Source organism: Staphylococcus sp. HMSC036D05, assembly GCF_001836225.1.
Lineage (GTDB): Bacteria > Bacillota > Bacilli > Staphylococcales > Staphylococcaceae > Staphylococcus > Staphylococcus caprae.
On record NZ_KV827781.1, the window covers coordinates 1134599 to 1158838 of the forward strand.

The 24240-nt window shown below is 33.5% G+C and carries 25 protein-coding genes; 10 read left to right on the top strand and 15 right to left on the bottom strand.

Translation table 11 applies throughout. The features are described 5' to 3' along the window. Positions 1 to 240 precede the first annotated feature (240 nt). The 4 genes from tagD to tagG all read right to left on the bottom strand — a co-directional run bounded on the left by tagD (position 241) and on the right by tagG (position 3925). A complete protein-coding gene (tagD, locus tag HMPREF2580_RS10005) occupies positions 241 to 639 on the bottom strand; it encodes a glycerol-3-phosphate cytidylyltransferase (protein ID WP_002441318.1) in 399 nt (132 codons plus the stop codon). A gap of 151 nt (positions 640 to 790) precedes the next feature. Beyond that, positions 791 to 1855, bottom strand: coding sequence for a glycosyltransferase family 2 protein (locus HMPREF2580_RS10010; RefSeq protein WP_070832539.1), 1065 nt, complete (start codon positions 1853 to 1855; stop codon positions 791 to 793). After that, complete coding sequence (gene tarB / locus HMPREF2580_RS10015; protein WP_070832547.1) at positions 1852 to 2946, bottom strand: teichoic acid glycerol-phosphate primase TarB; 1095 nt, start codon at positions 2944 to 2946, stop codon at positions 1852 to 1854. The genes HMPREF2580_RS10010 and tarB overlap by 4 nt, the downstream gene beginning before the upstream one ends. A gap of 166 nt (positions 2947 to 3112) precedes the next feature. Next, on the bottom strand, positions 3113 to 3925 hold the full coding sequence (gene tagG, locus HMPREF2580_RS10020) for a teichoic acids export ABC transporter permease subunit TagG (protein WP_070832550.1): 813 nt from the start codon (positions 3923 to 3925) through the stop codon (positions 3113 to 3115). Positions 3926 to 4317: 392 nt separating this feature from the next. Between tagG and tagH the strand changes: the two genes are divergently transcribed. From tagH to HMPREF2580_RS10035, 3 genes are all read left to right on the top strand, one after another. Next, on the top strand, positions 4318 to 5112 hold the full coding sequence (tagH, locus tag HMPREF2580_RS10025; protein ID WP_037541157.1) for a teichoic acids export ABC transporter ATP-binding subunit TagH: 795 nt from the start codon (positions 4318 to 4320) through the stop codon (positions 5110 to 5112). A gap of 108 nt (positions 5113 to 5220) precedes the next feature. Beyond that, positions 5221 to 5583 carry a Na-translocating system protein MpsC family protein gene (locus tag HMPREF2580_RS10030; protein WP_037541156.1) on the top strand — a complete coding sequence of 121 codons (363 nt, stop codon included), beginning with the start codon at positions 5221 to 5223 and terminating at the stop codon, positions 5581 to 5583. A 203-nt stretch (positions 5584 to 5786) separates the two neighbouring features. Next, on the top strand, positions 5787 to 6812 hold the full coding sequence (locus tag HMPREF2580_RS10035) for an NAD-dependent formate dehydrogenase (protein WP_002441306.1): 1026 nt from the start codon (positions 5787 to 5789) through the stop codon (positions 6810 to 6812). 442 nt (positions 6813 to 7254) lie between these two features. Here HMPREF2580_RS10035 and tarA read toward each other — a convergent pair whose 3' ends face one another. Further along, complete coding sequence (gene tarA, locus HMPREF2580_RS10040) at positions 7255 to 8013, bottom strand: N-acetylglucosaminyldiphosphoundecaprenol N-acetyl-beta-D-mannosaminyltransferase TarA (protein ID WP_070832553.1); 759 nt, start codon at positions 8011 to 8013, stop codon at positions 7255 to 7257. Between the two features lie 229 nt (positions 8014 to 8242). Here tarA and HMPREF2580_RS10045 point away from each other — a divergent pair, with 229 nt between their 5' ends. Beyond that, on the top strand, positions 8243 to 8989 hold the full coding sequence (locus tag HMPREF2580_RS10045; RefSeq protein ID WP_070832556.1) for a M50 family metallopeptidase: 747 nt from the start codon (positions 8243 to 8245) through the stop codon (positions 8987 to 8989). A 279-nt stretch (positions 8990 to 9268) separates the two neighbouring features. Here HMPREF2580_RS10045 and HMPREF2580_RS10050 read toward each other — a convergent pair whose 3' ends face one another. Next, on the bottom strand, positions 9269 to 9916 hold the full coding sequence (locus HMPREF2580_RS10050; protein WP_070832559.1) for a metal-dependent transcriptional regulator: 648 nt from the start codon (positions 9914 to 9916) through the stop codon (positions 9269 to 9271). 121 nt (positions 9917 to 10037) lie between these two features. Here HMPREF2580_RS10050 and HMPREF2580_RS10055 point away from each other — a divergent pair, with 121 nt between their 5' ends. The 3 genes from HMPREF2580_RS10055 to mntC are packed head-to-tail and all read left to right on the top strand — an operon-like array spanning position 10038 to position 12546. Then, positions 10038 to 10793: a metal ABC transporter ATP-binding protein gene (locus HMPREF2580_RS10055; protein WP_070832562.1), complete on the top strand. Its 756-nt coding sequence runs from the start codon at positions 10038 to 10040 to the stop codon at positions 10791 to 10793. After that, complete coding sequence (locus HMPREF2580_RS10060) at positions 10787 to 11623, top strand: metal ABC transporter permease (protein WP_002441296.1); 837 nt, start codon at positions 10787 to 10789, stop codon at positions 11621 to 11623. The genes HMPREF2580_RS10055 and HMPREF2580_RS10060 overlap by 7 nt, the downstream gene beginning before the upstream one ends. Further along, positions 11620 to 12546: a manganese ABC transporter substrate-binding lipoprotein MntC gene (gene mntC, locus HMPREF2580_RS10065; RefSeq protein ID WP_002441293.1), complete on the top strand. Its 927-nt coding sequence runs from the start codon at positions 11620 to 11622 to the stop codon at positions 12544 to 12546. The genes HMPREF2580_RS10060 and mntC overlap by 4 nt, the downstream gene beginning before the upstream one ends. A gap of 839 nt (positions 12547 to 13385) precedes the next feature. On the opposite strand, the gene HMPREF2580_RS10070 is transcribed toward mntC, so the two are convergent. The 9 genes from HMPREF2580_RS10070 to HMPREF2580_RS10110 form a co-directional block, all read right to left on the bottom strand. Beyond that, positions 13386 to 15425, bottom strand: a complete 2040-nt coding sequence (locus HMPREF2580_RS10070) for a cation:proton antiporter (protein ID WP_070832565.1) — start codon at positions 15423 to 15425, stop codon at positions 13386 to 13388. Between the two features lie 487 nt (positions 15426 to 15912). After that, positions 15913 to 16383, bottom strand: a complete 471-nt coding sequence (gene mnhG2 / locus HMPREF2580_RS10075; protein ID WP_070832567.1) for a Na+/H+ antiporter Mnh2 subunit G — start codon at positions 16381 to 16383, stop codon at positions 15913 to 15915. After that, positions 16358 to 16660 carry a Na+/H+ antiporter Mnh2 subunit F gene (gene mnhF2 / locus HMPREF2580_RS10080; RefSeq protein WP_002441286.1) on the bottom strand — a complete coding sequence of 101 codons (303 nt, stop codon included), beginning with the start codon at positions 16658 to 16660 and terminating at the stop codon, positions 16358 to 16360. Before mnhF2 ends, mnhG2 begins: the two co-directional genes overlap by 26 nt. Further along, a complete protein-coding gene (mnhE2, locus tag HMPREF2580_RS10085; protein WP_044466942.1) occupies positions 16657 to 17139 on the bottom strand; it encodes a Na+/H+ antiporter Mnh2 subunit E in 483 nt (160 codons plus the stop codon). The genes mnhF2 and mnhE2 overlap by 4 nt, the downstream gene beginning before the upstream one ends. Beyond that, positions 17140 to 18639 (bottom strand): Na+/H+ antiporter Mnh2 subunit D, encoded by a 1500-nt coding sequence (mnhD2, locus tag HMPREF2580_RS10090; protein ID WP_141756880.1) that lies wholly within the window; start codon positions 18637 to 18639, stop codon positions 17140 to 17142. Further along, entirely contained in the window at positions 18629 to 18973 is a 345-nt protein-coding gene (gene mnhC2 / locus HMPREF2580_RS10095; RefSeq protein WP_002441278.1) for a Na+/H+ antiporter Mnh2 subunit C, read from the bottom strand. Before mnhC2 ends, mnhD2 begins: the two co-directional genes overlap by 11 nt. Continuing rightward, positions 18970 to 19395, bottom strand: a complete 426-nt coding sequence (gene mnhB2, locus HMPREF2580_RS10100; RefSeq protein WP_002441276.1) for a Na+/H+ antiporter Mnh2 subunit B — start codon at positions 19393 to 19395, stop codon at positions 18970 to 18972. Before mnhB2 ends, mnhC2 begins: the two co-directional genes overlap by 4 nt. Beyond that, positions 19382 to 21784, bottom strand: coding sequence for a Na+/H+ antiporter Mnh2 subunit A (gene mnhA2, locus HMPREF2580_RS10105; RefSeq protein WP_070832572.1), 2403 nt, complete (start codon positions 21782 to 21784; stop codon positions 19382 to 19384). The genes mnhB2 and mnhA2 overlap by 14 nt, the downstream gene beginning before the upstream one ends. A gap of 29 nt (positions 21785 to 21813) precedes the next feature. Beyond that, positions 21814 to 22371: a tyrosine-type recombinase/integrase gene (locus HMPREF2580_RS10110; RefSeq protein WP_070832575.1), complete on the bottom strand. Its 558-nt coding sequence runs from the start codon at positions 22369 to 22371 to the stop codon at positions 21814 to 21816. Positions 22372 to 22512: 141 nt separating this feature from the next. Between HMPREF2580_RS10110 and HMPREF2580_RS10115 the strand changes: the two genes are divergently transcribed. From HMPREF2580_RS10115 to HMPREF2580_RS10125, 3 genes are all read left to right on the top strand, one after another. After that, positions 22513 to 22719, top strand: a complete 207-nt coding sequence (locus tag HMPREF2580_RS10115; RefSeq protein ID WP_070832578.1) for a sigS mRNA-stabilizing protein SroA — start codon at positions 22513 to 22515, stop codon at positions 22717 to 22719. Positions 22720 to 22733: 14 nt separating this feature from the next. After that, the gene (locus HMPREF2580_RS10120) at positions 22734 to 22958 is read left to right on the top strand and encodes a DUF2922 domain-containing protein (RefSeq protein ID WP_002441269.1); all 225 of its coding nucleotides are present in this window, start codon (positions 22734 to 22736) and stop codon (positions 22956 to 22958) included. Between the two features lie 215 nt (positions 22959 to 23173). Further along, the gene (locus HMPREF2580_RS10125; RefSeq protein WP_070832647.1) at positions 23174 to 24103 is read left to right on the top strand and encodes a DMT family transporter; all 930 of its coding nucleotides are present in this window, start codon (positions 23174 to 23176) and stop codon (positions 24101 to 24103) included. The last annotated feature ends 137 nt before the right edge of the window (positions 24104 to 24240 follow it).

Consider the following 24240-nt stretch of genomic DNA (forward strand, 5'->3'; position numbering starts at 1 on the left):
AACACTCACAATTCGACAAAATTTGAGAAATAATTTTGCTCACTGTTCGGTCCTGATCAAATCCCAAACTCTTTTGTCCCGACCTCTTGTTCTACGTTCATTATAACTATGTTCTTCGTAATTGTTATTATAACACCTTTTGATTGAACTGACGAAAGTGTTTCCCTATTCTTTTATACTTTTAAATAATAAAAAACAGACATACCATCTTTGGATAGTACATCTGTTTGATATTCTAAATTATTTCGCGTCTTTACCATATAATTCTTGTTTAATCTTAGTTGTTGAGATTCCTTCTGTACGATTAAGATAAATCACTTCACATTTATCCTTTAAGAAATCAAATTCGCCTTCCCAATCGTGGCCCATAACAAAGACATCAACATCAAAGCGATCAACATCTTTTTCTTTTTGACCCCAACCTTCTTCAGGAATCACTAAATCAACATAACGAATTGACTCTAGCATCATTTTACGTTGTTCATAATCATAATAAGACTTTTTATTTTTGATTTGGTTGAATTCATCTGTAGAGAGTGCAACGATAAGGTAATCGCCCATTTCACGTGCTCTTCTCAATAATTCGATATGACCATAATGTAACAAATCATATGTACCATAAGTAATTACTCGTTTCATGATACGTATTCTCCTTAACTTAAAATTTAATAAAAATTTACAATCTTAATGTAGCATAAATATTTAACCCTTACCATTAATTCAATAATAGTTGATTACTTGGTTTTTCACACTATAAATGTGCTCTAAACCGAAATTTAATGTTTATTGACTACTTTCTCAACACACGCTTGAGTGATTGCTTCCCTGAAAATGAAACACGTTTCGGTAGCACTGACACTTTAAAGCGTAAGTAACCCGGACGTCCGATGCCTACTTCACTTAAAGCCTTCCTCCACTGTTGATACAAATCCTTTGTCCAATTTGTCGCGCTTTGTTCAACCGCTCTAACAATTCTAAACATGGCATTTCCGGAATAATGTGTATGTTGCATGGAATGAATATATGATATCACGCTATCCATCAATGATTGGGTCATTTGGCTATTCTTCATTAAGTGCGCTTGAATGAGATAGCTGACAATTAAATTATCCATTCGATAACTATAATATGTCTTTTCATCAGTCAATAATAATAAATCCATCACACGTTGGCGGACCTTCAAGGCATCTTTCATATAAGGTAAAAACGTATCAACGCGTTGAGCAGTGACTGACCCTTCTCTCTCATTATATCCATAAACGATGTTAGGTATGAGTTGAATATCTCGTGCTTTAGAAAATGCCCTCACAATAAATGTATGTTCCTCACAAAATACGACATCTTCATCAAAACGTAATCCTGCGTACTTAGCACTGAACAACTTCGCTCCAGGGCCAATGGATTGCATAATTTCAGGCTTACGATCAAGTGTAACTAACGCATCTTCCACTATATCTTCATGAGTAGGAATCACTTTCCATTCCCCATTTACACCTCTAGCAATTTGTCCTATCACTACGTCCGTTTCTTCATTTTTCTGAAAGGCTTCTACCAATAAATCAATTCTACTTGGTAGAAATTCATCATCTGCATCTAAGAACAGGAATCCTTCAACGTCATCAGACATTGCATCTAAACCAACATTTCTACTACGGGCTGCACCTTGGTTATCTTGATTAATGACCTTAATATTTGGATGTACTTTTTGAAGTTCTGTAAGAACGCGTTTCGTATTGTCAGTCGAACCATCGTTAACACATATAATCTCATAATCTGATTGTGTATCAACTGAGAGTATCGCACGTTTTATCGTATCTTCAGCATTATACGCCGGAATAATTATTGCTAATTTCATCGTTTCACCAACTTATTTATAAAATTAACTAACTGGCTTAAACTTGCTTTCGTATTATATTGATGCCAAGAGTGAAATAGAGGTTGAAATTCTTTCTTCGCTTTCCCTAATGCCTGAATTAAACTTGTTTCATCAGCAAATTTATATTTTTTCGGAATTTCATAATAGAAAGGATTTAAACCTCTTACTTTTTCATAGTCTTCCTCATCATAGTTATAAAATAATGTAGGTTTATTTAATAGACTAGCTTCAATAGGCAATGAACTGTAATCACTTATAATGACATCTGCCATCACCATTAATGAAGCAACATCTATATCTTGAGAAGTATCTCTTTCGCTAATGGAAGGATGCAAGTGACTCATTAGTGTATATTCTGGTAATTGTTGCTCAAATATTTCTTTATTTATTGTTCGATTTGCCACCTTCGATTCTCTATATGTCGGAACGTAAACAGCTAATTTGTTCTTAATATGATACTTCTCTTTTAATCTTTGTTGTTCTTTTTCAATATTCATATTCAAATATTTCACTAATCTAGGAAGTCCAAACTTTAACATTTGTTCAGGTTGAGCTTCAAACGATACTTCAAAACAACGGGCCATTTCATCTCCGCCTACCAAGTAATAATCTGTTGCATCATAAACACGTTTATATTGCTCAACCATCGCTTTATTATCCAAATCAACTTGATGATCAGTAAGTCCAAAATCTTTGAGCGCTCCCGCGGCATGCCATGTTTGAATAACTGTTTGTCCTTTTTTCTTATTATATCCACCCATCATTAAGTAATAAGTGTCGATAACAATCACTTTAGCTGTACTTAACGCTTTCATGTGACTCACTATATTTTTGTTTCCTGCTGGAATGAATGTTGTATTTTCCAAGCCTTCAATAAGAGATTGATCTTGTATTTTACCAATAATTGTTAAGTGATAACCCTGTTGATGAAGCGCTTTGATAATCGGAAGTACATCCTGCTTGAAGGTCATCATCACAACAATATGGTCACGCTTTAACTTTAGTGGCTTATATATCATATTTAATAACGTAATCATTATCATATATACTTTTTTAATTAGAATTCTCATGTTTTCACCGTCTTTAATTACTCAATCGTATTTCTAAATTATATACGATTCTCTCTCACTTAGAAAATGATAGCCGCCACTTTCACGCTCGTAAATAAGTCTTAGATGGTTTCATGTTCAAAAAATGCCTCGATCCTAAATGGACCAAGGCAATTGATATATAGTATTACAAGAAATCAGCAAAATGATCTCTATAACGTTTATGAAGTATTGAACCAATAATAAAGAATATGATGATGATGCAAATGTTATATAACATCAACTTCCAATGGTCGATAAAATACCATTGATGGAATAAAATTGCTGCACGATATGACTCAGCGATAAAGTACACTGGATTAAACATCATAATTTTGTGAATAATGCCACTTACACCATGATTCTTTGGTACCCAAAGAATTGGAGACATATAGAACAATATTCTCATTAATGCTTGCATGATCATTTGCGTATCTCTAACAAGTATCCCTAATGTAGACGTTAAAAGTGCTACAGATGATGTTAATAAATATGCAAAAGGCACATAAATCAATAATTGTATAATATGAATGGTAGGAAAAATCCCTTTAAACATACATGCTATGATTATAATGACTAACAGTCCTAAATGACCATAGAATCTACTTGTAACAATATATGTTGGAATAATTGATAAAGGGAAATTCATTTTAGCAACTTGATTAAATTTTTGTGAAATAGATTTGGTACCTTCAAGTACCCCTTGGTTAATAAAGAACCACATACTAATTCCTACGAGCAACCAAAATACAAATGGAATACCATGAATAGGTGCGTTACTTCTAATTCCTAGACCGAAAACAATCCAGTAAACCATAATTTGTAAGGCAGGATTTAAAATTTCCCATGCCATACCTAAATAGTTACTATGATTTGAGATTTTAATTTGAAATTGTGCCAGTCTTTGAATTAAATAGAAGTTTTTAATATGTTCTTTTAAAACAGTTCCAACTGCTGACATTAAACCCAACCACGCTTTCTCAATGCAATAGAACACGATCTATTGTAAAACTTTAATAATGAGTCTTTTAAACTTACTTTTTCAATTTAACTTTATTAGAAATGATAGCTTATTGTTTATTACAAGCTTATTATATTATACAATCATTTACGTTAAAAACTGTAACGATCATCATCTTTAAATTTTATGTGTATAATAAGATGCTTAAAGGAATGACAAAATTTTTAATACATTCGTTCGTTTCACATATTTCTTAAAATAAGTATATGATGATTTAAATTTTACTTAGTTTTAACAAAATCACCTATACACTTTACACCAGGTTAATAAATTTAACAACTGATGTGTTGTATATTATAATCTATACAAATGTATATAAGGAAGGTACCAAAATGAGTGTTTCGGTAAATATTGAAAATGTAACAAAAGAATACCGTATATATAGAAATAATAAAGATCGTATCAAAGATGCCTTAATACCTAAAAATAAAAATAAAACTTTCTTCGCTTTAGATAACGTTTCACTCACTGCCCATGAAGGTGATGTCATTGGATTAGTGGGTATCAATGGTTCAGGCAAATCTACATTAAGTAATATGATTGGTGGATCATTGTCCCCTACTTCAGGAGAGATCGAAAGGCATGGCGACGTTAGTGTGATTGCCATTAATGCAGGTCTTAATGGACAATTGACAGGCGTTGAAAATATTGAATTTAAAATGTTATGCATGGGATTCAAACGTAAAGAAATCAAAGAATTAATGCCAAAGATTATTGATTTTAGTGAATTAGGCGAATTTATTTATCAACCTGTTAAAAAATATTCAAGTGGTATGCGTGCGAAGTTAGGTTTTTCAATTAATGTTACTGTTAATCCTGATATTTTAGTTATTGACGAAGCATTATCTGTTGGGGATCAAACTTTCACTCAAAAATGCTTAGATAAAATCTATGAATTTAAAGAGGCTAAAAAAACTATATTTTTTGTTAGCCATAATATTCGCCAAGTTAGAGAATTCTGTACTAAGATTGCTTGGATTGAAGGCGGCAAACTTAAAGATTTTGGCGAACTTGAGGACGTCTTACCTAAATATGAAGAATTTTTAAAATCATTTAAGAAGAAATCAAAAGCTGAACAAAAAGCCTTTAGAAATGAATTAGACGAAACACGTTTCGTGGTCAAATAATTATTTTCAATTAATTTGAGCTTATCCCTTTTCAAAATACGAAACTCGTATTATGATGAAAATAAGAGTTACACAAAGTTGTCACAAATAAAGCGTAAATTAAAGAGGGTGACAGAGATAGTATCTAATAAGAAAACCCAACAATTTGCGAATTTAGTACGCTCTTATCGTAAATCTTATATTGGTAAAGGCCCAGAACAAGTTAAAGTCTTTTTCAAAGATAATTGGGCAGTTTGTCATATGTCTGGAAGTTTAAGTAAAGTTGAAAATTTTTATTTGCGAAATAAAGATTTTGAGAGTATGCTTAAATACGGACGTACTGAAGAAATTAAAGAATTATATAAACAAAATCCTCCTGTAGAGATGGAGGAACTTGTCGGAGCAAAATTCGTAAAACTTTTTACAGATGTTAATTTAGAAGACGACGAAGTAGTGTCGATTTTCGTTTTTGATAGATCAATTGAAGAATAAATTAAATATTATGGGATTGGTGTAAGGTACTCAGTGCTGTTTGCTAACCCACTTTGTTCGAATAATTATGTGAGTCATACATATATTTGAGGAGGTGGTTAAAACAAATAGGCTGAGTATTTTTTTATAAACGTTATAAGTGCTCTCATCATAGAATTACTAAAGTTTTAGTAAAAAATTCTAAATTTAGGAGTGTATAGATTATGAAAATTGTAGCATTATTCCCAGAAACAGATGAAGGTTTAGATAACCAATTATTAAACACTGACAAAGCAATCGGTCTTAGAGAATTCTTAAAAGATTCAGACCATGAATTAGTTATCTTAAAAAATGGTGAAGAAGATTTAGATAAACACTTAAGTGACATGGACATTGTCATCAGTGCTCCATTCTACCCTGCATATATGACTAAAGAAAGAATCGAAAAAGCACCAAACTTAAAATTAGCTATCACAGCTGGTGTAGGTTCTGACCATGTTGATTTAGATGCAGCAAGTAAACACGATGTAGGTGTTGTTGAAGTAACTGGTAGTAATACAGTAAGTGTTGCTGAACATGCCGTAATGGACTTGCTTATTGTATTACGTAACTTTATGGAAGGACACCGTCAATCAGTTGAAGGCGAATGGGATTTATCTAAAGTTGGTAACCAAGCTCGCGAACTACAAAATAAAACAATCGGTATCTTTGGTTTCGGTCGTATTGGTCAATTAGTTGCTGAACGCTTAAAACCATTCAATGTAACTATTCAACACTATGACCCAATCAATCAAAAAGATAACGAAAACTCTAAATTTGTTGAATTCGAAGAACTTGTAAAAACAAGTGATGCAATCACTATTCACGCACCATTAACACCTTCTACAGATAACTTATTCGATGAAGATGTGTTAAGCAAAATGAAAAAAGGTAGCTATTTAGTTAATACTGCACGTGGTAAAATCGTGAACACTCAAGCATTAGTTGATGCTGTTAATAGTGGTCAAATTCAAGGTTATGCCGGTGACGTATGGTACCCACAACCAGCTCCAGCAGATCACCCTTGGAGAACTATGCCTAGAAACGGTATGACTATTCACTATTCAGGTATGACTTTAGAATCTCAAAAACGTATTGAAGACGGTGTTAAAGATATCTTAAATCGTTTCTTTAATAATGAAGCATTCCAAGACAAAGATGTTATTGTTTCTAGCGGAAAAATTTCAAGCTCAAGCTATACTGCTAAATAATTGCACTATAACGGAAAAATAAATGTTATTCTGATTCATTTTTGTTCAAAATAAAAACTCAACTATTTCAATAATTACAACCCTAACTACAAATGAAATATTAAAAAGAGGCATGGCTATTAAAAGCGCCATATCAGACTTAATAGTTACGATGTACTCTTTTCGCTTAAGTCAATGTCTAGAAGGCTAATGCGTTAACGTTATACCTTTCCCAAAAATCAAAATTGTTATTAGCCGTGTAAGTTCCCCTGTTCGCTCACACTAAGACATTGAACAAGCTTTCAACAACCTTGACATTATTTATAAATCTAATTACACACTCAATTACTTTCTACCCCTTCCCTGTGAAGTAATTGAGTAGTCAAAACCTTAAAATAATGTTATCCCTTTTCAAATAGAAAGAGAGAGGTGGCCTCCCTGAACCACCTCTCTCTATTTTTAATTATTTCGATTTCATTTTTCTTTTTTGTTTTGCTACTTTTAGCATAAATTTTGGAATACTTACCATTCTTCCAATTCTCTTCCAATCAATGAGTAATCTAAATACCCATTCAATATTTAGCTTTTGGAATAACTTAGGCGCACGCTTTTTGGCACCACTTAGCACTTCAAAAGAACCTCCAACACCCATCATTACTGTTTGTTTAAATTTATCGTGATGTTTATGGATCCATTGTTCTTGTTTAGGGAAGCCCATCCCTACAAAAATATAATCTGGATTGAAACTTGTTATACGTTTGACGACCGTTTCATCCTCTAAATTGATGTAACCGTGATGATGTGCAAAGGTAACATTAGGATATTTTAAATTTAACTTACGTTCAGCCGCTTCAATAATTTCATTTTTGGAACCAAGCAAATAAACACGTTGGTGCTTAGCATTAGCAATTTTTAAGCATTCTTCAAGTAATTCAATTCCTGGAACACGTCGTCTTAATGGTTGATTCAAACGTTTAGAGGCTTTAACAACCCCCGTGCCATCAGCTACAACATAATCTGCTTCATTGATTAAATCCATATATGAAGGGTGCTCTGTTGCATAATCCACAATTTCAGGGTTAGCTGTCACTATAAATAAGTTTTGATTTTCTTTTTTTTCAAAAAATGATTTAATATTTTTAGTCATTTCCAACATCGTCGTGTTGTTAAATTGAACACCTAGTATATTTACTTTACTGTTATTGAATTGCTCGTTATTCATCCCTAAAGCCCCACTTCACTTCGTGTATTATTCTATTTATATTATTTACCATTAGAATTTTAATTACTTTCTCTTTAAAAATGTACGGTCTATTTTACCACATCGAAAATTAAACTAGAAATGTTTACGTCCTAATTTACATCTAAAGTCCAAAAGCCATAAACTACATTTTCATTTATAATAAATTTTAAGTGATTATAATAAAATCTATTACACGAGGTTCACATTCATGACATACCTAGAAAACTTTTTCACAACAGTCATTCATTTAAATATTTATTTAATCATATTGATAAGCATTGTATACATCGTCATTCACCAACATCGACATAAAAGTATCAATCAATTTTTAGATGTTTACCTTAATTATATTCCAGTTTTAACACATGAGTTCGGACATGTTTTATTTAATAGACTTGCAGGTGGACGCGCTAAAGATCTTGTTATTGTTACAAGTCCTAAAGAACGACAATCAACCTTGCAACAAGGCTACGCCATTACACAATCGAGAAGTTACCTTGGACAATTCATTACTACCATTGGCGGCTATTTAATGCCACCGATTATGTTTTTAATTGGCTTAGTAGCCGCACATTATCAACACCCAAGTATTTTCCTAGTATCATATCTATTTATTTTTATTTACTTTTTAATTTTAACATCTCGTAAATTATCACCTATCATAGTCATATTGCTTATTGGAATACTACTTTACTTTTTATTCCAACATGATAATCAAATGATAATGTATGATATTGTGTCACTAAGTTATCATTTCATTTTAGGTGTCCTTTTAGGGGAAATTCTTCAATCCTCATGGACGATATTTAACCTAACCTTCCAACGCCCTAAGCCGAGTTGGGATGGCAGTGCTTTAACTGAGATTACTAGAGTCCCTACAGTCATTTATAGTGTGTTATGGATTGCCTTCAATCTCTATACAGTTTATCTACTTATCAAATATACGATTTTATAAAAAAGCTTAAGGGAGTGGGACAGAAATATAATTTATCAAAAATTATTTTCGTTGTCCCACCCCGGCAAGGATGGCTAGGATTGAAAGAAGCTTGATATAAGCGCACTTTTAATTCAGACATCTACTGCCAATATGTTAAAGAAGGCTGAGACGGCACCCTAGGAACGCGAAGCCATACAATACGAAGTATTGAATATAAAAGTAGCAGTAAGAGGATTCCAATTGACATCCTCTTACTGCTATTTTTTGGGGAATTATGTCCCAAGCTCTCTTAAGCTTTTATTGTTTGTCAGCAAAGATATTCATCGCATTCTCATAACTTAATATCGTCACTATATCGTTTCGTTTAATGATAATCACTTTGTTTGTGTCATCCTTTGAAACGATTTCGACTTCATTGCCTATATAAATGTCTTTACTGGAAAGGTATACAAGTAACTCTGTTTTATCACGTACACGTCTCACTACAACATGATCCCCAGGTTCAAATTCTAATATAGATGTCGTATATAACTCTTTATATTGATGATCTCTTGGAATCACACCACCATGAGGACACGTTTCAGGATAATTTAATGTTTTATCTAAACGCTCTACAAACAAATCGGAAATGCGGTGTTCGAGGATTTCCGCCTCTTGATGAACCTCTTCCCAGTTGTATTGTAAGATTTCTATTAAAAATAACTCCAATAAACGATGACGTTTAATGATATCGAGCGTTTGGTTAAGACCCGCTTCTGTTAAACGTGCACCTTTATAGTGTTTTGTTTCTACATAGCCTTCCTTTTCTAAGCGTCCTATCATTTCACTGACAGATGGTGGTTTAATATTGAGAAATTGAGATAATTGTTTATTTGACACAAAGGATACATCGCCGTCATTCGTTAAAATTGCTTTCAAGTAATCCTCTTTTTCTTCAGTTAACATCATTTCACCTCACACGCATTCACCTTATTGTATCATGAATTCACTTGACATGTTAAAACTTCAACGTTTATTATAAAATAAATTAGGTTAACCTAAACTTTTAATTAGGAGGTTATAATTTTTGTTAAAAATAGACCAATTAAATCTATTTCTAGGGAAAAAGCATGTACTTAAAAATGTCTCTTTCTCTTTACCTATAAGTGGTGAAATTGTTGGCATCGTTGGTCCTAATGGCGCTGGGAAATCGTCGTTATTGAAAGCTTTTATTGGGGAATTTAAAGCCACAGGGACAAAGTTGCTATATGACCGCCCTATACATACTCAACTAAGATATATCACATACATTCCTCAAAAAGCACAATTAGATTTAGATTTTCCTATCAAAGTTGAACAAGTTGTGCTTTCAGGTTGCTATCAAGTCATCGGATGGTTTAAAAGACCAGAAATCACCGAAAAGACTAAACTCAATCAATTGCTCAAAGATTTAGAATTAGACGAGTTACGTCATAGGCAAATTTCTCAATTAAGTGGTGGACAATTACAACGTGTACTTGTCGCAAGAGCATTAATGAGTGATAGTGATATCTACTGTTTTGATGAACCCTTTGTTGGCATCGATATTTACAGTGAACAACTCATCATGAATAAGATTAGACATCTTAAACATTTAGGGAAATTAATTTTGATTGTGCATCATGATCTATCAAAAGCTGAACAATATTTCGATCGTATTTTATTGCTCAATCAGACTATAAGATACTTAGGCGAACCTAAAGAAGCATTATCTTCTGAACGTTTAAATGCAACATTCATGAATTTTGATAATCATTTATCACCACTTGAATCTACACAAGGGAGTGCGTGTGTTAAATGTTAGACTTCTTTAATCATTTGTTAAGTTATCAATTTTTAAATCGTGCATTAATCACTTCTATTCTAGTAGGAATTGTGTGCGGTACAGTGGGAAGCATTATCGTTCTTAGAGGACTATCTTTAATGGGAGACGCTATGAGTCATGCCGTACTACCTGGCGTGGCATTATCATTCCTCTTCAATATTCCAATGTTTATCGGAGCATTAGTGACAGGAATGATTGCAAGTTTATTTATCGGTTTTATCACTTCTAAGAGTAAGACAAAACCAGATGCTGCAATAGGAATTAGTTTTACTGCTTTCCTAGCTACAGGAGTCATTATTATTAGCTTAATTAACAGTACAACTGACCTATATCACATTTTATTCGGTAATTTACTTGCCATTACGAATCAATCATTTTGGACAACAATCATTATCGGTATAAGTGTGATTACACTCATTATTATATTCTACAGACCTTTAATGATTTCTACCTTTGATGAAACATTTAGCCGAATGAGTGGACTAAACACTACATTAATTCATTACTTCGTCATGCTCTTACTTGCACTTGTAACAGTCGCAAGTATTCAGACCGTAGGAATTATCCTTGTTGTAGCTTTACTCATCACACCTGCTTCAACAGCATTTCTAATCAGTAAGCAGTTGTACAGCATGATGATTATTGCAAGCATCATTAGTGTAGTAAGTTCAATTATCGGATTGTACTTTAGTTATATTTATAACGTACCAAGTGGCGCAACAATCGTCCTTTGTACATTCACAATTTACGTAATTACATTAGCTAGCACTAGAATTATAAACAGACAGAAAAGAGGCGCTTTAACTTGAAGAAAATCTTTGCTTTAGCATTAGCATTTATCATGATTCTTGCAGCATGTGGGAATCAGCACAATGAGCATAGCTCTCATGGTGGTAAGTTACAAGTTGTAACAACAAACTCAATTCTTTACGACATGGTTAAGCATGTTGGTGGCGATAAAGTGGACGTTCATAGCATTGTTCCGGTCGGACAAGACCCACATGAATATGAGGTAAAACCTAAAGATATCAAGGCGCTCACTGATGCTGATGTCATTTTCTATAATGGATTAAATCTTGAAACTGGTAACGGTTGGTTTGAAAAGGCACTTAAACAAGCAGGAAAGTCTACGAAAGATAAGAGTGTGATTGCAACATCTAAAGACGTCGATCCTATTTATTTAAATGGTGAAAATGGCAACAAGAGCAAACAAGATCCACATGCATGGTTGAGTTTAGATAACGGTATTAAATATGTTAAAACAATTCAACAAACTTTAATTCATTATGATAAACAACATCAATCAACATTTAAAAAGCATGGTAAAGCCTATTTGGCTGAACTTGAAAAGCTAAATAAAAATAGTAAAAACAAATTCGATGATATTCCTAAAGATCAACGTGCCATGATGACAAGTGAAGGTGCATTTAAATACTTTGCTAAACAATTTAACGTCAAACCAGGTTACATCTGGGAGATTAATACTGAGAAACAAGGAACTCCGGGACAAATGAAACAAGCGATTCGCTTTGTTAAAGATAATCACTTAAAACATCTATTAGTCGAAACAAGTGTTGATAAAAAAGCGATGCAAAGTCTATCTGAAGAAACAAATAAAGATATTTACGGAGAAGTATTTACAGATTCTATTGGTAAAGAAGGAACAAAAGGAGATTCATACTACAAAATGATGAAATCCAATATCGATACAATTCATGGCAGCATGAAGTAGTAGAGGTATATAGAAATATTTAGAATTCTCGGATGAACATATTTAGTCTATGTCACTATCACTTCCGTTCATACATTTAATACTGGACGCACAATAAAATGTGATGTGACTACTTACAACCATTCCATGATTATGTTCATCCTGAGTGATTCTAATGTATCAAACATACATATGTTGTAAGAATATAACTAGCAGTCCCATATCGTGTGTTTTTCATTTATATTACCCTCCTATAATATAAACTACATCTTTTTACACACGATATGGTGGTGTTAGTTAGGAGTATATTTCGCACAAACATAATAGAGCCCCACTCTCTCACTAAAAAATACGGAGTTATAATCACTGCGAAAACAACTCAAGCATTACTTTGTTTCTGAGCGATAAACAATAGTAATGTTACTAACAACATGTACTACTGTTACTTAACATCTATAACATCCCTCAAGTAGTACATAACAGTTCTATTCAACTCTGAGTAGTTACTGAAGCCACAAATAATCACTTGATGTGATAGCTTCATCTATCACTAAGCTATCTCCATGGTATTTTTAATCCTCCCCCATGGAGTACCCAGTTGCACTAATTATGTTGAGATTAGTGCAACTTTTTTATTTTGCATTTATACATGAATCATAAAATTTAAATACCAAATAAATTGAAAAAATACGAAGTAGAATTTTTGAAAAAGCCAAAACATACAATAAGCAACGTAGAATTGAATGTAAAAAAGCAATAAAATGGATTCTAGTTGAAACCATCTTATTGCTCATATCATAGTTATTCATTTCTCTATCCCATCAATATTTACAGATTAAGCTATCGTTTTTTAAATAAGATTATGTCTTACTATCAACAATAACCATTTCGTCATAGTTGATGGATTCTCTTAATTTCAACGCTGTACCTTCTGTAATTTCTTCATCTTCAATTAACTCTCGTAAAACACGACGTTGCTCTCTTAAAGCATTTAACTTAATTCGCGTAATGGTATCTTCACTTGGAGAATTAAAGAAATTATTCGGCGTTAAGTTGTCAATACGCATGAGATAACCATCACAAATCATACCTACTTCTAACTTGTTATCTGTTGTCGCTTCTTTTGAAAGTCGACTTACTACATTATAGTGAACTAATTTATTAATCTTACCTAATTCGAGCAAGTTATCCGTTACGCTTAATGATGATGCTGAATTAATTTTCGTTTTAACACGACGTTTTAATAACATTCCTCTTAATGCCACCGTAATTCTTCGGAAGAGTGAGGCTTGCTTATACACTTGCGTACGTTCAGCATAGCGCATATAGTTTTCAAGCACACTATCAGTAATGTCTCCATCATCAACAAGTTTTTCCAATGTCTTAGTCTCAACATTAAAGGCAATTTTTTGAAGTCGTTCTAACTCTTTAGAGTTTTCGTCTTCTTTTTCAACCGTTTTAAGAAACGTGAGTTTATCGTGATATTCTTTAATCACATTGCCATAACGATAACTTGTTTCAAACGTTGATTTTTGATTTAAGTAATCTATGACATGCTCTAAAATATATACTCTGGCTTCTTTGAACGTCATATTTCCTACTTTCACTTTAGGTTTATCTGGCGTTACAAGAGGGAGTAAAACTTGAGCAATCACTAAACTAATAATAACCATGCCGGATGCAATGAATAATAAATCATTTCTAAATTGGAATGAATGATGATCGGCTAAGTAATAAGGTAATGTTAACGCGATAGCTAATGAAATTGTCCCGTGTACCCCGCAGAGCGTCATAATCAGTGCATATAAGCTTCTCTTAGGTTTTTTCTCTGTCTTTTTATCATCATCGTCTTTAGAAATCATTTTCTGGAATGGACTGACTGATAAATAAAAATAAGGATAAAGGACATAGACCCATACAAATCTAAACAAGTATACTGCTAAGGCCACAAGTACTGTAATCACGATTAAGAATAATAAATTGTGTGGTTCAGTTTTAATAATCTTCACAATGACTTCAGGAACTAAGAATCCTAGTATTGAAAAGACAAAACCATTTAAAACGTAACCTAAAATATTCCAAGTATGGTTATAACTCATCTGTAACTGCGTACGCGTTTGAGCGATACGATCACGTTCAAAGCCATGTACAAGACCTGCAACGACCGCCGCAATAATACCAGATGCATGGAAAAGTTCAGCAATGATATACGTTACAAATGGTGTTAATAATTGGATAAAGGTAAACATATTAATGTTTTCAATACCGCGTCGCATTAATGTGAGACGGAATCGAACAAGTGCCATACCTATAAGTAGACCTACAATTGCACCACCAATAGATGCGATAAGAAATTGTTGAACTGCATCGAAGATTGAAAACGTACCTGTAATTAACACGCCAACAGCAATTTTAAAAGAAATGATACCGGCAGCATCATTAAGTAGTGATTCACCTTCGAGAATCGTTAACGACCCTTTTGGTAATACCTTCCCATTTGTAATAGCTTGAACTGCAACCGCATCAGTAGGACATAATATTGCTGCAATCGCGAATGCAGCGCCAATTGGTAAATCCGGCCAGATCCAATGTACAAATAGACCTACCCCAATGACGGTTGTAATAACGAGACCTAGGGCCATCATCATTACAGGTTTAATATACTTTCTTAAATGTACTCTTGAAACATTAACCCCTTCAACGAATAATAACGGCGCGATAAGCGTTACCATAAACAACTCAGAGTCAAAGTTAAATTGTACTGGAATTGGAGTGAGGTATAACAACATCCCAAGAACGATTTGGATAAATGCAAGAGGTACTTTAGGTATGAAAGTATGGACAAAGGAGCTTACAATAACTACTGTAGTAAAAATGAGTAAAGTTTCAAATATCTCCAAACTTTCACCTCTCTATTAATTTTTAATTGAAAATTAAGTAATAAATATCAAATATAAATGTCTCTCTCGATGTTGAAAATTAGAGTGGTGCATCAACTAAATGATTTACAAACGAGGAAGTAAATAAGAAGAATGTAGAGAAATTGCTTACTCTTATTGGTTAGATAAACAAATATAGATTAATTATTTAGAATATTTTATCAATTTTAATGATGCATATTCCACTATCAGTGAAATCAAACATGAACATTTTAAACGACTATGCACTTGAACTCGCTTCTTCAAACGAGAAAATGTTTATGTGTAATCTCATTGAATCAACATTTTACTACTTAAATTTACAATTATTCTTGTCTACAATTTTATCACTAATCGTATCAATGCTTAAATAAATCGCACTCTTTCTTTTATAATTCGTACTTTAGTCTCAATAAAAAGAAAAACCGTCAACACCTAGATACCAACTCTAGTATGTTAACGGTAATAATTAATCATGATTTTCAAATTTTTTCTCTTTTTCTCGTTCTTTGTAATAAAGTTTTTCTCTCCGCTGTTCACGTAACTTGGCACGAGATTTCAATTCTTCGGGTGAATTAAACTCATTTTGACTTAACAAAATAGACGATTGTCTTGGGCCTTCATCCTTTCGGTACATATAGGCACCATTACGATATGCAGCGCGTGCAACTAAATGCATACCTACTGGGGAAGTAAGATTGATAAATACTAAAGATAAGAGTAACCGAACACTAAAGAACCCAGTGTTAACAATAAAGTATATCAAAACGCCAATAATAGTTAAGAGTACGGATAACGTCGAACTCTTTGTTGAAGCATGACTACGTAAGAAGACATCTTGGAATTTAACGATACCAATTGCACTAATCAACGCAATGACGCTTCCTAGAAAAATGAGAATGGCCGAAATTAAACTAACGATTTCTTTTGTTATTTGCATTAAAGACACGACCTCCCCCAATAAATCTAGAAATAGATACGGAACTGACGAAAGAAATAATCGCAATTAACATGATGGAATCTAAGAATGAAACCGAATTGAGCACTACGCTCATCACTCCTACAATCGACATGACAACCGCACTTGTCGCATCAAATGAAACAACTCTATCTGCCGTTGTAGGCCCTTTGATTAATCTGAAGAGACAGACGATCAAAGCGATGCCAAATATAATTAATGCACTTATTATAAAGAACTGTGTAATCGCCTCTATCATCGTGTCACCTCCAAGATTAAATCTTCATACTGTTTGATACTTTTTAAAAGTTTTTGCTTATCCTTTTCAGAAACATCAATACTATGAATGAAGAATTTATTAGTATTTTTAGAAATACGAATAACTGTTGATCCCGGTGTAATAATAATTAAAATAGTTAAAAACGTAATTGCCCAATCGTTTTTTAATGAGGTTTCATAAGTAAGTAAACCAGGATTCATCTCTTTCGTTTTAAATAGGATGTAATTAATCGTACTTATACTAGATGTTAATAATTGATATATATAAACTGCTAAAAACTTGATGGCTACCCATATCTTTTTCAAATAAAATTCTTCACCAAAGAATCGATGTAGTATATAAATCACAATTAAACCAATTAGAAATCCGGAGAAGAAGGTTGTAAATTTAAATTCATCTTCGTCTTGGAATAACACCCATAGAAATGCGATGACAATATTCAACACGACTTGTTTCATCTATTTTTCAACCTCCTTCAAATGCGGATTTACATTTTCTTGAAAAACATGTTCCTTCATATTGAGGTTTGTAGCATTATCTGTCACTTTTAAAATAACTGGTGCTGCGATTCCCATAGCTAGTACGACTGCGACAAGAAGACCAAGAATGCCTTTACGATGTGCTGGAATCTTCTTAAATTTGACCTCTTCACCATCAGAATCACCAAAATACATGACAAACATTACTCTAAATAGACTGTACATTGCAATGAGGCTTGTCACAATCATTAACGCAAGACCAATGTAATTACCGTTTTGAATGGCACCTTGAAAGATTAGCACCTTACCAGGGAATCCACTAAACGGTGGCACACCACCAATGGCGAATATCATAACTACAAACGCCACACCAAAGAAAGGTTCTCTCTTCGCTAAACCACTTAAATATTGATAATTTCGATAACCCGAAATATAAACTAAGCTACCAATAATAAAGAATAATAACGTTTTAACAATAATGTCATTAGATAAATAGAAAATTGCACCATTGACTCCTGCGAATGTATTAGAGCCTAATCCTAAAATGATAAATCCAATCGACAATATGACTTGATAAGCTGCAATCTTCTTAATGTCTTTATACGCAATTACACCTAATGCGCCGATAATCATCGTGAGACACGCCATGAAAACCAGTAACGGATGTGTAATACCAGAATGATGATTGAATATTAATGTGAAGAAACGGATTAACGCGTACGCCCCCACCTTCGTCATCAATGCAGCAAATAATGCAGCGAGTTCTGTATTTAGTACAGCATAAGCTTTAGGTAGCCACATAAATATTACAAGCGCAGCTTTAGAACTGAACGCTACTAAGAAGATGAGAGATATGATAGTCACAGTCTGATTACTTTCCATATGATCTAAACGCATTGCGATATGAGAGAAATTCAACGTACCAACTACTTTATATAGCATGCCGATACCAAGTAAGAATAACCACGAACCAATGATATTAAGCACAACATAAATAATTGCTGCACGTAATTGTTCAACCGATTGTCCTAACGTCACAAGTACAAATGACGCGAGTAACATAATTTCAAACATGACATATAAGTTAAATAAATCTGATGTTAAAAATGACCCAATCACACCAACAGTGAGCAATAAGATAAATGTTGGTAAATGGAAACGATTTACCCGCTTCTCTCCACGTCCAAATCCATAAGCCATGATAAGTGTCACAACAAAAGATGATACGGTCACCATTAATAAGCTCAGTGAATCACCTAAAAATTGAATTCCAAAAGGTGCTTTCCATCCACCAAAGTCTAATGTAATCGGCTTATGATTCACTACATATATTAATAACGCTAAAGAAATTAACGTTGTAACAACCATTGTCATAATAGAAAGTATTTTCGATGTTTGGTTTTTATTTTTCGTAAATACAAGAATCAATGCACATAGGAAAGGAAGAAGCATAGGTAAAATTAATAAGTTACTCATCATCTTCTTCACCTCTCAATGCACTAATTTCGTCCTCTTTCGTTACACGATATGTTCGATAAATTAACACGAGTAAGAATGCTGTCATACCAAACCCTATGACAATTGCAGTGAGCACAATCGCTTGCAATAACGGATCAACGAAATGGGTATGATGATTTTGAATTAATGGCTCCGACACATGTGAGCCATATTTCCCCATACTCATAATGATTAAGTTACCAGCATGTGTATAGATTGATATACCAATAACGATACGAATTAAATTAATAGATAGGATCATGTATGTTCCTATAAATACTAAGAAACCTATCACAAGTAATAGTATTAAATTCATGACTTACCACCACTTATGGATAGCATCACTGTAACAATGACACCTACCACTGTAAGTAAGACGCCTAATTCAAATAACGTGACAGTCGTAATATGAACGTGACCTAATAATGGAAATGCCACGTTCGCTTCTGTTTGATATAGGAAAGGTTTACCAAAGAACATAGGAACAATTGCCGTAGCAAGCGAAACTAATGACCCGAGAATCATTAATTTTTTGAAATCAATTGGTAAACTTGTTAATACCTCCTTAACATCAAAGGCGAGGAACATAAGAATAAAAGCTGAACTAAATATAAGTCCGCCAATAAACCCGCCACCTGGATTGTTATGTCCAGCGAAGAAGACATAAAATCCAAATGTTAACAGTATGAAGACAACAATCTTAGTGACTGTCTTTAGTACAACATCATTCTCTTTCATCTTGTCCCCTCCTATCTTTATAGTTAAGTAGCGTATAAATACCTAATCCTGCGATGATTAAAACCAAGCCTTCGAATAATGTATCTAGCGCTCTGAAATCGCCTAAAATGGCATTCACGATATTTTTTCCACCTGTTAATTGATAGGCATTTTTGTAGTATTTCGAAATGGACGCCATACCATCTGCTTGTTGTGCTATAAAAATGAGTGAAACTACAGATAATGCCATGATAAGTGAAACGATTATTTTAAGTGTTTCCTTTTTCATATTTGCTTTAGCTCTTGGAATATTTGGTAATCTTGAAAAGCTCACAATAAATAAAATTGTTGTAATTGTTTCTACCACAAGTTGCGTGAGCGCTAAATCTGGCGCTTTCATCGCGATAAAATACAATGTGACAGCAAAGCCGATAATCCCGTTAAGAATAACCATAGTTAAACGCTGACGGATAAATATAAGCGAAATCCCTATGATGACAGTCACAACTGAAAGAATTACCTCTAAAGGTCCGAAAGACGAAACGTGCAGTTCATGGACTTTTGGAAAGCCCACTGAAATATATCCATAACCCACAATCACAATGAATATAAGGAGTGTAATGATAATATAATAATTAAGCTTATTACTCATTAAACTACGTATACCAACACCTGAATAAGATTCAAATTCTCTATAAACTTTACGATAAGCATTGGTAATTGAAGCCTGTTTAATCACTTTGTTCGTAATAGACTTCCAATTGACTGTAAGTGCTAAAAGTGTTCCCACGATAATTACAATCACACTTAGAATTAATGGAAGATTTACCCCATGCCATTGTGAAATGTGTGGCGCTACAGAATCTACTTTGCTTCCTACACCTGATACCGATCTCAATGCCGGTAAAATAACATTGTGTCCAAAGACGTTTGGAATAACGAACACTATAGGTATAAGTACCATTAGAATAACGGCTGGTAGACTAAATAACCATGGTTCGTGAATTTGTTTTTTTGAAAACTTTTCGAAATTGAATTTTCCCCAAAAAGTCTCTTTAATCATGTAAAGTGCATAAGTGAATGTAAAAATACTCGCAATCACACCGAGAGCCACAATCATTACTGTGAGTGTCATGTCAAATTGTTCAAGTTCAATCGCTTTGACGAGAGAATCAAAGAACATTTCTTTACTGAGGAAACCATTTAAAAGCGGTACACCAGCCATAGATAAAGCGGCAAGCAACATGACTATGTGCATCTTAGGAAAGACTTTGCGCATCCCATTCAGTGAGCGGATATCCCTTGTTCCTGATTCATGGTCAATGATTCCAACGCCCATAAATAATGCACATTTAAAAATGGCATGATTCATTAAATGGAACAAGCCGGCAAAGAGTACTAACGCATAAAATTCAGATAAACCATCAGACGTATGTTGCGCATAGCCCCCACCTATACCAACCATTGACATGATCATGCCAAGTTGACTAATTGTGGAATAGGCTAAAATACCTTTCAAATCATATTGTCGCAATGCTGTTAAAGAACCGAAAAGCATTGTAATCAGTCCTACAAAAGTGACTGTATAAATGTAAGCATTGCTAAGTCCTAATAAAGGTGTAAATCTAAATAATAGAAAGATTCCTGCTTTTACCATTGTGGCTGAGTGAAGATAAGCACTGACAGGTGTTGGTGCTGCCATCGCTTTCGGCAACCATATATGAAACGGAAATTGCGCCGATTTTGTAAAAGCACCTAACAACAACATGAGCATCATTGGAATAAATAATGAATGATGTTCAATTGTATGACGTTGTTCGAGGATTTCTGAGATTGTATTTGTACCAGTTATGATATAAAGCATGATAAAACCGGTTAATAAAGCTAAACCACCAAATACTGTGATGATAAAAGACTGTATTGCACCTAATTGACTATCACCATTGTTATACCAGTACGAAATAAGTAAAAATGAAGAAACGCTAGTTAATTCCCAAAATACGTACATCAATATCGTGTTATTGGCAATCACGATGCCAATCATACTAAACATGAATAATAGTAGGTAGACGAAGAATCTAGGAAGATTATCTGTTTGGGTTGATAAATATTGAGTTGCGTAGAAAAATACGCCTACACCTATAAGTGAAATAATGAGTCCAAACATTAAACTTAGTCCGTCTAATTTCATATCTAGATTGATATCTAGTGAAGACATCCAAGGTATATGTACAGATGGATAATGATGATGAACAACATTTGGTATTTGAGTAATAAAATAAATAGATGAAAGTATAGGCGCTAGTAATGATAGATAGCCAGCTATTTTTCTAAGCTTGCGATGACTAAGTGTAAGCAACACTAAAACCATCATAACTATGAGCGCGCCCATAAGGTATACCAAACTCATTTAATGCCTCCTTACTTTAATACTATATTTTATAAATTGAGTGCGATAACTGTACGCTTAATTGATTTATCTTTGATTCCAATAAATTTCATTGTTTCTTGTGTCGTTTGGTGTCCTAAATATTTCTGTATAATTGAGATGGATATGCCTGATTGATAAGCATGATAAGCAAATGTCTTCCTTAACGTCGTCAATCCAATATGTCGCATTCCAAGTCGTACTGCAGCTTGATGAATAATTCTATAAGCTTGCTGTCTTGATAAACATTGTTGTGTTCTCATTGACCGAAAGACCAAATCTTCGTCTTTTAAATGATGTTCTTCTATGTAACTTTTTATTTCGAGTTGCAATTCAGTTGGCAACATAATTTTAATACTGGGCTCATAATCTACAATCCAAGCAGTTTTTATATTCCCTGTTTCAGCCATTTTAAGATGTTTAACTTTCATATTTAATAATTCTGTCAGTTTAACACCCGTATGTATTGCAAATTTGAAAAACAAATAATCCCTTTGCGTCCGTTCTTGTAATACTTTATACATTTGATAAATCTCTTCTTTATGTTTAATTGGCTCTACCTGATTCATAAGTCCTCCAACATTAAGTTTCTCATTCAATGATAAATGATATTTATGTAACATCAAAGATTTTTGCTTTAATTTTTTTGTAGAAAAGGTGTCCCTTTTTTCATTCTCAAACGATATATAAAGTGAAAGGAGGTCATAAAGATGAACGAAGTCAACCAAATGACAGCACTCTTCACAGAAATCAAACATAATTCTGAAGGAAAAGCAGTCGAACATAAACGTCGTTTCGCAAACTTGAACCCATCGTCTTCTAATAACCAAGTAAGAACTTTCAGTACAATTATTGAACGTTTAACTGGTGAAAAGTACGACAAAGTAGAAGTTGTAAAGACAGAAGCATTAATTTAAAGAGGAGGATTTATATGTCAAAAACGTTAGAACTTATCTTCAAATCTAACCTTAACAAGCCGGTAAAATTACAATTACCACAATTCGATGCTGTCCTAACAGAACAAGTCGTTAAAGACAGTATGAACCAAATTCTAGAATTAGATATACTAAAATCGAATGTGGGTAAGCCAGTAAAAGCTTATTCAGCTCAAGTGATTGATAAGACTACGACAGTTATTTTCGAAGATAAAAAATAAACTTAAACACTATTTATAATTCAGTAAACATCATTAATGAGTATAAAAATAGAATCATTGATGATGTTTTTTGTTGTGTTGAAAGATGCAATTTACATATATAAACGTGTTAATCAATGAAGAGGTTCTATTCATCAATCAATCATCGGCTATTTAGAATCACAACAATGAATGGTATCATGAATATGATTAAATTTGGGAAAGTTGGTATGGCAATGCTATTTTTATACTTTTTAGGGATATTTGTGGGGATGTTACTTCCTATTCAAACCTCAATTAATTCAAGATTAGGACAATTTACACGTTCCACCTTCTATGCATCAACCATTTCGTTTGCAGTCGGAACAATTTGTTTATTTATCCTTAATCTGGTTATCAATCCTCATATTTTTACGCCATCATTCTTCTCAAATCAATCGTTAAACTATACATGGTTCTTGGGTGGATTATTAGGTGTCATCTTTCTAACAGGAAATCTATTGTTATTACCTAGATTAGGGGCTGCACTTACCGTCGTGATGACTGTCACAGGTCAGATTCTCATGGGAGTGATCATCGACACCTTTGGATTATTTGGGGCTACGCAACATTCATTCACTTTTTTCAAAGGTATCGGTATTATATTTTTACTTTTTGGTATCTTATTGATGAATTATATCCCTAAACAGAAGGTGCAACAAAGATCGGATTCAACCTTTTTATTATGGTTAGCTATTGGTCTTGTGTTTGGTTCTGCACCACCTATTCAAACAACAATCAATAGTGCACTCGCTCAACAGACACACTCATCTATATTTGCATCACTAATTTCATTTACCGTCGGGACAACTGCTCTATTTATTCTTACATTGATTTTTCATCGTAGTTTAAAAATTAAACATTTCCATACAGAGTTAGGTCAGATAAAGCCTGTTTACTTTATCGGTGGCATTTTAGGAATGGCATTCGTTACAGCAAATATTATTTTAATGCCTTTCTTAGGTGCTGCGCTTACAACGATTGTCGCGATGTTAGGACAAATGTTGATGGGTATCATCATCGATCACTTCGGATTACTCGGTTCTCCTAAAAATAAAATCACCGTACGTAAAGTATGTGGCTTAATATGTATCGCCATTGGCATCATCTTATTAAGATTATTTTAGACTTAGATTTCACACTATAAAAATTCAATTTGGGAGTTCCCACAAATTGTAGACTGAGCTATCGTTGATTTTGTAGAAGAAAAAAAGTTTTTTACTTAATAATAAATGAAGTATTGATGGCGACACGCCTGCAGGAA

Excerpts from the sequence above, each read along its gene's own strand:
- HMPREF2580_RS10045 (WP_070832556.1), top strand. The coding sequence starts at position 8,243 with ATGACATACCTAGAAAACTTTTTCACAACAGTCATTCATTTAAATATT.
- mnhA2 (WP_070832572.1), bottom strand. The coding sequence starts at position 21,784 with ATGAGTTTGGTATACCTTATGGGCGCGCTCATAGTTATGATGGTTTTA.
- mnhE2 (WP_044466942.1), bottom strand. The coding sequence starts at position 17,139 with ATGAAACAAGTCGTGTTGAATATTGTCATCGCATTTCTATGGGTGTTA.
- tagD (WP_002441318.1), bottom strand. The coding sequence starts at position 639 with ATGAAACGAGTAATTACTTATGGTACATATGATTTGTTACATTATGGT.
- mnhD2 (WP_141756880.1), bottom strand. The coding sequence starts at position 18,639 with ATGATGAGTAACTTATTAATTTTACCTATGCTTCTTCCTTTCCTATGT.
- tagG (WP_070832550.1), bottom strand. The coding sequence starts at position 3,925 with ATGTCAGCAGTTGGAACTGTTTTAAAAGAACATATTAAAAACTTCTAT.
- mnhC2 (WP_002441278.1), bottom strand. The coding sequence starts at position 18,973 with ATGAATTTAATACTATTACTTGTGATAGGTTTCTTAGTATTTATAGGA.
- mnhG2 (WP_070832567.1), bottom strand. The coding sequence starts at position 16,383 with ATGCAAATAACAAAAGAAATCGTTAGTTTAATTTCGGCCATTCTCATT.
- HMPREF2580_RS10035 (WP_002441306.1), top strand. The coding sequence starts at position 5,787 with ATGAAAATTGTAGCATTATTCCCAGAAACAGATGAAGGTTTAGATAAC.
- HMPREF2580_RS10120 (WP_002441269.1), top strand. The coding sequence starts at position 22,734 with ATGTCAAAAACGTTAGAACTTATCTTCAAATCTAACCTTAACAAGCCG.
- HMPREF2580_RS10010 (WP_070832539.1), bottom strand. The coding sequence starts at position 1,855 with ATGAAATTAGCAATAATTATTCCGGCGTATAATGCTGAAGATACGATA.
- tarB (WP_070832547.1), bottom strand. The coding sequence starts at position 2,946 with ATGAGAATTCTAATTAAAAAAGTATATATGATAATGATTACGTTATTA.
- tagH (WP_037541157.1), top strand. The coding sequence starts at position 4,318 with ATGAGTGTTTCGGTAAATATTGAAAATGTAACAAAAGAATACCGTATA.
- mnhB2 (WP_002441276.1), bottom strand. The coding sequence starts at position 19,395 with ATGAAAGAGAATGATGTTGTACTAAAGACAGTCACTAAGATTGTTGTC.
- HMPREF2580_RS10110 (WP_070832575.1), bottom strand. The coding sequence starts at position 22,371 with ATGAATCAGGTAGAGCCAATTAAACATAAAGAAGAGATTTATCAAATG.
- HMPREF2580_RS10125 (WP_070832647.1), top strand. The coding sequence starts at position 23,174 with ATGCTATTTTTATACTTTTTAGGGATATTTGTGGGGATGTTACTTCCT.
- HMPREF2580_RS10050 (WP_070832559.1), bottom strand. The coding sequence starts at position 9,916 with ATGTTAACTGAAGAAAAAGAGGATTACTTGAAAGCAATTTTAACGAAT.
- tarA (WP_070832553.1), bottom strand. The coding sequence starts at position 8,013 with ATGAATAACGAGCAATTCAATAACAGTAAAGTAAATATACTAGGTGTT.
- HMPREF2580_RS10115 (WP_070832578.1), top strand. The coding sequence starts at position 22,513 with ATGAACGAAGTCAACCAAATGACAGCACTCTTCACAGAAATCAAACAT.
- mnhF2 (WP_002441286.1), bottom strand. The coding sequence starts at position 16,660 with ATGATAGAGGCGATTACACAGTTCTTTATAATAAGTGCATTAATTATA.
- HMPREF2580_RS10060 (WP_002441296.1), top strand. The coding sequence starts at position 10,787 with ATGTTAGACTTCTTTAATCATTTGTTAAGTTATCAATTTTTAAATCGT.